The sequence below is a fragment of the Pseudomonas sp. R19M genome (genome assembly GCF_050312585.1).
In the GTDB taxonomy this organism is placed as follows: Bacteria; Pseudomonadota; Gammaproteobacteria; order Pseudomonadales; family Pseudomonadaceae; genus Aquipseudomonas; species Aquipseudomonas palleroniana.
In genome coordinates this window covers 139,626-149,410 of sequence record NZ_JBNPJV010000100.1, presented here as the reverse complement: position 1 = coordinate 149,410, position 9,785 = coordinate 139,626, and the positions used below count along the sequence as shown (strand labels likewise).

At 64.8% G+C, this 9,785-nt stretch carries 1 protein-coding gene; it reads left to right on the top strand.

The window, feature by feature from the left end; translation table 11 throughout:
* Window positions 1–9,572: amino acid adenylation domain-containing protein (locus ACQRBT_RS25910; RefSeq protein WP_427851688.1), on the top strand; the 9,572-nt coding region annotated here is incomplete at its 5' end.
* Window positions 9,573–9,785 lie beyond the last annotated feature (213 nt).

The window sequence follows — 9,785 nt, the reverse complement described above, 5'->3', positions numbered from 1 at the left end:
TGCCGGGCGGCGTGGCCAACGTGCAGGATATCTACGCCCTGGCACCGTTGCAGGAAGGCATCCTGTACCACCACATCGCAGCGGAGCAGGGCGATCCGTACTTGCTGCAGTCGCAGCTGGAATTCGACGATATCGAGCGTCTGCAGGCGTTTGCCCAGGCCTTGCAGGCGGTGATCGAGCGCCATGACATCCTGCGCACCGGCGTGGTCTGGGAAGACCTGGCCATTCCCGCCCAGGTAGTCTGGCGCAAAGCCGAGTTGCCGGTACAGGCAGTGGACCTGGACCCGGCCGATGGCGATATTCTCAGCCAACTGCATGAGCGTTTTGATGCCCGGCATTACCGCCTGGAGGTCAGCCAGGCGCCGCTGGTTCGTCTGGTGTACGCCGAAGACCGCGCCAACCAGCGGATCGTGGCGATCCTGTTGTTCCATCACCTGGCGCTGGACCATACGGCCCTGGAGGTCGTCAGCCAGGAAATGCAGGCCAGCCTGCTGGGGCTGTCCGAGCCATTGGCGGCGCCGATCCCGTATCGCAACTATGTGGCTCAGGCGCGCCTGGGGCTCAGTGAGCAGGAGCACGAAGCGTTTTTCCGCGACATGCTCGGCGATATCGAGGAGCCGACCTTGCCGTTCGGTTTGCAGGACGTACAAGGCGAAGGCCATGCCATCCGTGAAGCCTCGCTGGCTCTGGACGCCGATTTGAGCCGGCGCCTGAGGGCGCGGGCGCGGCTGCTGGGGGTCAGCGCCGCGAGCGTGTTCCATCTGGCGTGGGCGAAGGTGCTGAGCAGCGTGTCCGACTCGCGGCAGGTGGTGTTCGGCACCGTCCTGATGGGCCGCATGCAGGGCGGGGACGGCGCTGACCGGTCGCTGGGCATGTTTATCAACACCCTGCCATTGCGGGTCGATACCGAAGGCTTGGGGGTGCAGGCCGCCGTCAAGGCGACCCATGCACGCCTGACCGGCCTGTTGGGGCATGAACATGCCTCGCTGGCCCTGGTGCAACGTTGCAGTGGGGTTGCGCAGTCGACCCCGCTGTTCAGTGCGCTGCTCAACTATCGCCATAGCCCGGCGGCCCATGCCGGCCTGACGGCCGAGATGGAGCAGGCCTGGCGCGGCATGCGCTTCCTGACGTCCGAGGAGCGCACCAACTACCCGGTCAGCCTGAGCGTCAACGATCTGGGCGAAGACTTCAGCCTGGATGCACTGACGGTTGCATCGGTCGATCCGCAGTTGATCTGCGGTTACCTCGTGACCCTGCTTGAACAGCTGGTCGATGCTCTGGAGCACGCGCCACAACGGGCGTTGGAGCAACTGTCGATCCTCTCGCCGGCCCAGACCCGCCAGTTGCTCGCGGATTTCAACGCCACCGACGCGGATTACCCACGGGACCTGACCGTGGTGCAGATGATCGAAGCGCATGCCTTGCACACGCCACATGCCGTCGCGGTGGTGCTGGGCGACCAGGCGTTGAGCTATCGCGAACTGAACGAACAGGCCAACCAGGTCGCGCATCACTTGCGCAGCCTGGGTGTGCAGGCCGATGCACGCGTCGCCCTGTGCATGGAGCGCAGCCTGGCGATGATTGTCGGGCTGCTGGGCATCCTCAAGTCGGGGGCTGCCTATGTACCGCTCGACCCCGAGTACCCCGCGCAACGCCTGGCGCTGGCGCTGCAAGACAGCCAGCCGCTGGCGGTGCTGGTCCACGCAGCCACCCGCACGGTGCTGGAGGATTCGGGTGTGGCACAGGTCGACCTGGACGCACTGTCGTTGACCGCACAGCCACGCCACAACCCGGTCGCGGTGGCCGGGCCGAATGACCTGGCCTACGTGATCTTTACCTCCGGCTCCACCGGCCGCCCGAAAGGGGTGATGGTGGAGCATGGTTCGCTGGTCAACCACATCACCTGGCAGACCCGCACGTTTGGTTTTGATGCCAACGAACGGATCTTGCAACGTACCTCGGTGGCCTTCGACGCCTCAGTCTGGGAAATCTGGACGCCGTTGGCGATTGGCGCACGCCTGGTGCTGTTGCCGGCGCAAGCCTCGAGGGACGTCGAGCAAATGGCGCAGACCCTGGTGGAACACCAGGTCAGCGTTGCGCAATTTGTGCCAAGCCTGCTGCGCCTGCTGGTGCAACTGCCGGACAGCGGCGTGCGCTGCCGTTACCTGTTCAGCGGCGGTGAAGTGCTGGAGCCGCAACTGGCAATGCAGGCCCGGGCGCTGACCACTCACGGGATCGTTAACCTGTATGGGCCGACCGAAGCCACCATCGACAGCACGTCGTGGACCTGCGACGGCAGTGCGCCGGTCGAGTCGGTGCCGATTGGCAAGCCCATCGCCAATGCCCGGGCCTATGTGCTCGACGCACGCCTTGAACCGGTGGCGCTGGGTGTGGTGGGCGAGTTGTACATCGGCGGTGCCGGTGTGGCGCGTGGGTATCTGGGCCGCGATGACTTGACGGCCGAGCGCTTCCTGGCGGACCCCTTCACCGGCAACGGGCGCCTGTACAAGACCGGCGACCTGGTGCGTTACCTGGCCGATGGCACGCTGGAGTACGTGCGACGCAATGACGATCAGGTCAAGTTGCGTGGTTTGCGTATCGAATTGGGCGAAATCGAAGCGCACCTGGCGGCGCATAGTTCTGTGCAGGAGGCCGTGGTGTTGGTGCGTGATGAGCGCCTGGTGGCGTACTGCACGCGGCGCGATGCGCAGTCGCAGATCGATATCGAAGCCTTGCGTGAGCATGTGCAGCAGTCTGTGCCGACCTACATGGTGCCGCAGGCCTATGTGGTGCTGGAGGCACTGCCGCTGAGCCCCAACGGCAAGCTGGACCGCAAGGCGCTGCCGGAGCCGGGCATGGAAGCGGTGATTGCACGGGGTTATGAAGCACCCAGCGGTGCGGTCGAGACCCTGCTGGCACAGCTCTGGGCCGATGTGCTGAAGGTGGACAAGGTCGGTCGCCACGACCACTTCTTCGAACTGGGCGGGCACTCGTTGCTCGCCGTCAGCCTGATCGGACGCATGCGCCAGGCCGGCCTCAACGCCGACGTGCGCGTCCTGTTCAACCAACCGACCCTGGCGGCGCTCGCCGCGGCCGTGGGCAGCGGGCGCGAGATCCAGGTGCCGGCCAACATCATCCCGGCCGGGTGCACGCACATTACGCCGGACTTGCTGCCGCTGCTGACCCTGGATCAGCCGAGCATCGACCGTATCGTCGCCACCGTCGTCGGCGGCGCGGCCAACGTGCAGGATATCTACCCGCTGGCGCCGCTGCAGGAAGGCATTCTTTACCACCACATCAGCGCCGAGCAGGGCGATCTGTACGTGCAGCAGGGGCAGTTCGCGTTTGCCGATCTTGCGCGCCTGCAGCAGTTTGCCGAAGCCTTGCAACGGGTTATCGACCGCCACGATGTGCTGCGTACCGGGTTTGTCTGGGAGGGCCTGGAGCAGCCGGTGCAGGTGGTCTGGCGCCAGGCGCGGATGGTCACCCGCGCGGTGCAGTTCGATCCGCGCGGCGGCGATATCGCCGCGCAACTGGCGGCGCACGTCGACCCGCGCCGCCATCGTCTGAACGTGACCCAGGCGCCACTGATGCAACTGGTGTACGCCGACGATGAGGCCGGCCAGCGCATTGTCGCCACGCTGCTGTTCCACCACACAATCATGGACCACATGGCGATGGACGTGGTGTGGCGGGAAATGGAAGCGTTCCTGCTCGGCAAGGGCGATGAATTGATCGCCTCGGTGCCTTACCGCAACTACGTGGTGCAGACGCGCCTGGCCAGTCGCGAGCAGGAACACGAGGCGTTCTTTCGCGACATGCTCGACGATATCGAGGAGCCGACCCTGCCGTTCGCACAGCAGGACGTGCGCGATGACGGCTACGATATCGAAGAGGTCGACCTGACCCTGGACGCCGGCTTGAGCCGACGCTTGCGCGTGCTGACCCGCCAGAATGGCGTCAGCCCGGCCAGCCTGTTCCACCTGGCCTGGGCACGTGTGCTGGGGGTGGTTTCCAGCACTGAGCGGGTGGTATTCGGCACGGTGATGATGGGCCGCTTGCAAGGCGGTGAGGGCGCCGACCGGGCGGTGGGCATGTTTATCAATACCTTGCCGCTGCGCGTCGATATCAGCGGTCAAGGCGTGCAGGAGGCCGTCAAGGCCACCCATGCGCGTCTGTCGGGCTTGCTTGCCCATGAGCTGGCCTCGCTGGCCCAGGCCCAGCGTTGCAGCGCTGTGCCGCAGTCCATGCCGTTGTTCAGTGCGTTGTTCAACTACCGCCATACGCCGGACAATGCTGCTGAAATCACCGAGGCGTCGCGTCGTGCGTGGCAAGGCATGGAGTTGTTACAGGCGCGGGAGCGTTCCAACTACCCACTGACCTTGAGCGTCAACGATTTGGGCGAGGCTTTCAGCCTGAGCGCACTGGCGCTGGCATCGATTGGCGCGCAACGCCTCTGCGAGTACGTGAACCGGGTCGTCGAGCAATTGGTCGAGGCGCTGGAACACGCCCCGCACATCTCGATGAACAGCCTGTCGGTGCTGCCCGCCGAGGCGCGTCGGCAGTTGCTCGAAGGCTTCAACGCCACCCGTGTCGACTATCCCCACGGCCTGACCATTCACCAACGCTTCGAGCAGCAGGTCGAGTTGTACCCGCATACGCTGGCGGCGGTGTATCAGGGCCAAAGCCTGACCTACGTCGAACTGAACCGCCAAGCCAACCAACTTGCGCACCAGTTGATCGAACTCGGGGTGCAACCCGACGATCGCGTGGCGATCTGTGCGCAGCGCAGCCTGGAAATGCTGGTGGGCCTGGTCGCCATTCTCAAGGCCGGTGCGTGCTATGTGCCGATTGATGCGGCGCACCCGGCCGAGCGCCTCAGTTACCTGCTCGGCGACAGCGCACCGGTGGCCGTGCTGATCCAGCCGTCGCTGGCGCAGCGTCTGCCGACCCTGACCGTGCCGGTATTGGAACTCGACAGCCGTCTGTGGCAAGGCCCGTCCAAAGGCAACCCACAGATTGCCGGCCTGACCCAGGCACACCTGGCGTACGTGATCTATACCTCCGGTTCTACCGGCCTGCCCAAAGGCGTGATGGTGGAGCATCGCACTTTGGAAAACCTGGTGAGCTGGCACTGCGATACGTTTGAACTGGGGCACGGCGGCAAGACGTCGAGCGTCGCCGGTTTTGGTTTCGACGCCATGGCCTGGGAAGTCTGGCCGGCCTTGTGCGTAGGGGCGACCCTGTATATGCCGCCGGCCCATGAGGGCGGTGAAGACATCGATGCGCTGCTGCAGTGGTGGTTGGCGCAACCGCTGGATGTGAGCTTCCTGCCCACCCCAGTGGCCGAATATGCCATCAGTCAGGACCTGCAACACCCGACGCTCAAGACCCTGTTGATCGGTGGCGACCGCTTGCGGCAGTTCAACAAGCCGCAGCGTTTCAACCTGATCAACAACTACGGCCCGACCGAAGCCACGGTGGTGGCGACCTCCGGGCGCGTTGACGCCGGGCAGGTGCTGCATATCGGCAAGCCGGTGAGCAATGCCCAGGTGTATCTGCTCGATGAATACCAGCAGCCGGTCCCCCTGGGCGTTGCGGGAGAGTTGTACGTGGCAGGTGCCGGGGTGGCGCGGGGTTACCTGAACCGCCCAGAGATGACCGCCGAGCGCTTCCTCAAGGATCCGTTCAGCGCGGACCCGCAGGCGCGCATGTACCGCACCGGCGACCTTGCGCGTTGGTTGGAAGACGGTACGCTCGATTACCTGGGCCGTAACGATGATCAGGTGAAAATCCGCGGCGTGCGTATCGAGCTGGGTGAAATCGAAACCCGCCTGAGCGAACAGGCCGGCGTCCGCGAAGCCGTGGTGCTGGCCCGTGACGGGCGCCTGGTGGCGTATTTCACCGAACAGGCGGCGCTGGATATCGACACCCTGCGCAGCGGTTTGCAAGCGTGCTTGCCGGAGTACATGGTGCCGGTCGCCTATGTGCGCCTGGACCACCTGCCGCTGACCGCCAACGGCAAGCTGGACCGCAAGGCACTGCCGGAGCCGGATCAGGACGCGATGCTCAGCCGCGGCTATGAAGCTCCGCAGGGCGAGGTGGAAACCACCCTGGCGCAGATCTGGGCCGAGGTGCTCAAACTGGAACAGGTGGGTCGCCACGACAACTTCTTCGAGCTGGGCGGGCACTCGTTGCTGGCCGTGGGCCTGGTGGAACGTATGCGCCAGGCGGGCTTGCAGGCGGATGTGCGCGTGCTGTTCAGCCAGCCGACCCTGGCCGCCCTCGCGGCGGCGGTGGGCGCCGGCAACGAAGTGGCGGTACCGGCCAATCGCATCGACATCGGTTGCACCCGCATCACTCCGGACCTGCTGCCCCTGGCCACGCTGGATCAGGCAAGCATTGACCGGATTGTCGCCAGTGTGCCGGGCGGTGTGGCCAACGTGCAGGACATCTATGCCTTGGCGCCGTTGCAGGAGGGCCTGTTGTATCACCACATCAGCGCCGAACAGGGTGACCCGTACCAGCAACACGCGCTGTTCGCGTTCGACAGCCGCCAGCGGCTGGACCGGTTCGCCCAGGCGCTGCAATACGTGATCGGTCGCCACGACATCCTGCGTACCGGGCTGTTCTGGGAGCAACTGGAGGTGCCGGTGCAAGTGGTCTGGCGCGAGGCCCCGCTGACGATGGACGAACTCGTCCCGCAGGCCGGCGAGGTGCTGACGCAATTGCGTGAGCATTTCAGCCTCGGCCGTCATCGCATGGATATCCGCCAGGCACCGATGATGCACCTGGGCTTTGCCCATGACCCGCAGCATCAGCGCTGGATCGGCATGTTGTCCTTCCACCACCTGGTCAACGACGCGACCTCCATGGGCGTGCTGGTGGCGGAAATCGAAGCGCACATGAGCGGGCGCGAGCAGAAACTGGGCGCTTCGGTGCTGTACCGCAACTATGTGGCGCAGACCCGCCAGGGCAAGGACCGTGCGGCCCATGAAGCGTTTTTCCGGGAGATGCTCGGCGACGTCGACGAACCGACGCTGCCGTTCGGCGTGCAGCGCATCGACAGTGAGCGGGATGCCACCGAGGAGGTCGATCACTGGCTGGGCGCTGCGTTCAGCCAGCGTCTGCGGCGCCAGGCACGGCAGTTGGGGGTGAGTGCCGCCACGCTGTATCACTGGGTCTGGGCCCAGGTCATCGGCGCGGTGTCAGCCCGTGATGACGTGGTGTTCGGCACCGTATTGCTCGGCCGCCTGCAGGCCGGCGACGGCGCCGAGCGTTCCCTGGGGATGTTCATCAACACCTTGCCGCTGCGCGTGCGCCTGAAGGATGAAAGCCTGACGGCGGCGGTCAAGAACACCCATGCGGCCTTGAGTCAGTTGATGGCTCACGAGCATGCGTCGCTGACGTTGGCGCAACGTTGCAGTGGCGTGGCCGCGCCGGCACCGTTGTTCAGTGCCTTGCTCAACTACCGTCATGCCTCGGCCAGCGTCAGTGAGGCCAGCCGCGTCGCTTGGGACGGCATCGAGATGCTCGCCAACGAAGGGGTCAACAGTTACCCGCTGATTCTCTCGGTGGATGACGTGGGCGAGGATTTCCGGGTCAGTGCCCTGGCACCGCGCTCAGTGGGTGCGCAGCGGGTCTTGGGCTACGTGTGCACGACGTTGGCCGGGCTGGTCGAGCAGTTGGAACAGGCGCCGCATTCGGCAGCCAATCGCCTGTCGATCTTGAGCAGCGATGAGCGCCGGCAGTTGTTGCAGACGTTCAACGATACGGCGCGGGGCTACCCGCAATTGCAACCGCTGCATCAGGTGTTTGAGGCATGGGTACAAGCGCATCCGCACGCCCTGGCGGCGTCGCACGGCCAGCAACAGGTCAGCTATGCCGGGCTGAACGCACGGGCCAACCGCCTGGCCCATCATCTGATCGGCCTGGGGGTAGCCCCCGGTGACCGCGTGGCGATCCTGCTGGAACGCTCGGTGGACCTGCTGATCAGCCAGCTGGCAATCAGCAAGTGTGCGGCGGTGTATGTGCCGCTGGACGTCAACGCGCCGTTGGACCGTCAAGGCTTCATGATCTCGGACAGCGGGGCGGCTCTGCTGCTGACGGCGGCCTCGATCAAGGTGCCGGAGGGGGCTCGTCGCTTGGACCTGGACAGCCTGGATCTGAGTATCGAGCCGGATCACAACCCGGCACTGGAGCAATCCGCCGAGACGGCGGCGTACATCATGTACACCTCCGGCTCAACGGGTACGCCGAAGGGCGTGCTGGTGCCGCATCGAGCGATCACACGCCTGGTGATCAACAACGGCTATGCCGATTTCAATCAGCATGATCGGGTGGCGTTTGCTTCGAACCCGGCGTTTGACGCCAGCACCCTCGATGTATGGGCGCCATTGCTCAATGGCGGCGCAGTGGTGGTGGTCGATCAGGACACATTGCTATCCCAGGCCGGCTTTGCCTCGCTGTTGCAGAAGCAAGCAGTCAGCGTGTTGTGGATGACCGCCGGCTTGTTCCACCAGTACGCCGAAGGGCTGCTGCCGGTCTTCCCGCAACTGCGTTACCTGATTGTCGGCGGTGATGTGCTGGATCCGAGCGTTATCGCTCGGGTCATCAAGGATGGCGCACCCCAGCATCTGCTCAACGGCTACGGCCCGACCGAGGCGACGACGTTCTCGACTACCCATGAGATTACGCGGGCAGACGAGGGCAGCATCCCGATTGGCCGTCCGGTGGGCAACAGCCGTGCCTACGTGCTTGACGCCCGTCAACAACCGGTGCCGGTCGGTGTCACCGGCGAGTTGTACATCGGTGGCCAGGGGGTTGCCCTGGGCTACCTGAACCGCGCTGACCTGACGGCGGAGAAGTTCCTCGCCGACCCGTTCAGCGACGGGGCGCTGATGTACCGCACCGGCGACCTGGTGGCCTGGCGTGCCGACGGCACCTTGCAGTATCAGGGGCGTAATGACCAGCAGGTGAAGATCCGCGGTTTCCGCATCGAACTGGGCGAGATCGAAACGCGCCTGAGTGAGCACCCGCAGGTCAGGGACGCGGTGGTACTCGCCCGTCAGGACGAGCCTGGACACAAGCGTCTGGTGGCCTACTTCACCGAACGTGAAGCGCTGGATATCGAAGTGCTGCGCGCCTATCTGCAAGCGCAGTTGCCGGAGTACATGGTGCCGGCGGCCTATGTGCGCCTGGACAGCCTGCCGCTGACCAGCAACGGCAAGGTCGACCGCAAGGCCTTGCCGGCACCGGACCAGGAGGCGTTGCTCAGCCGCGTTTACGAGGCACCCCAGGGGCCGACGGAAGTGGCCTTGGCGCAACTGTGGGAGAAGGTACTCAACGTCGGGCAGGTGGGGCGCCATGACCACTTCTTCGAGTTGGGTGGGCATTCATTGTTGGCGGTGAGCCTGGTCGAGCAGATGCGCAAGCAAGGGATGGACGCTGACTTGCGCGTGTTGCTCGCTCAACCGACGCTGGTTGCAATGGCCGCGGCGGTGGGGCAGGTCGAGCATGTGGTCGTGCCGCAATCGAGCGTGCCCACGTTCGAGCGCAAACGTCGGATCTGATCGACACACGCCTGGCAGACCGACGCGGTTAAACCGCGCCGGCCTGTCGGGCGTGCGCGTTTTTGACAGTCACGTGTCACCCCTACGTTGTCCCTGCTTCCTATGACATACACCTTTGCGTGGATGTTTTAGTTTTCCAGCCCTGTGGGAAGCCCTGGGGCACGCATTCAACCCATCACTTTTTGAACCTGACGGCGACAGCGTCGAGCCCAT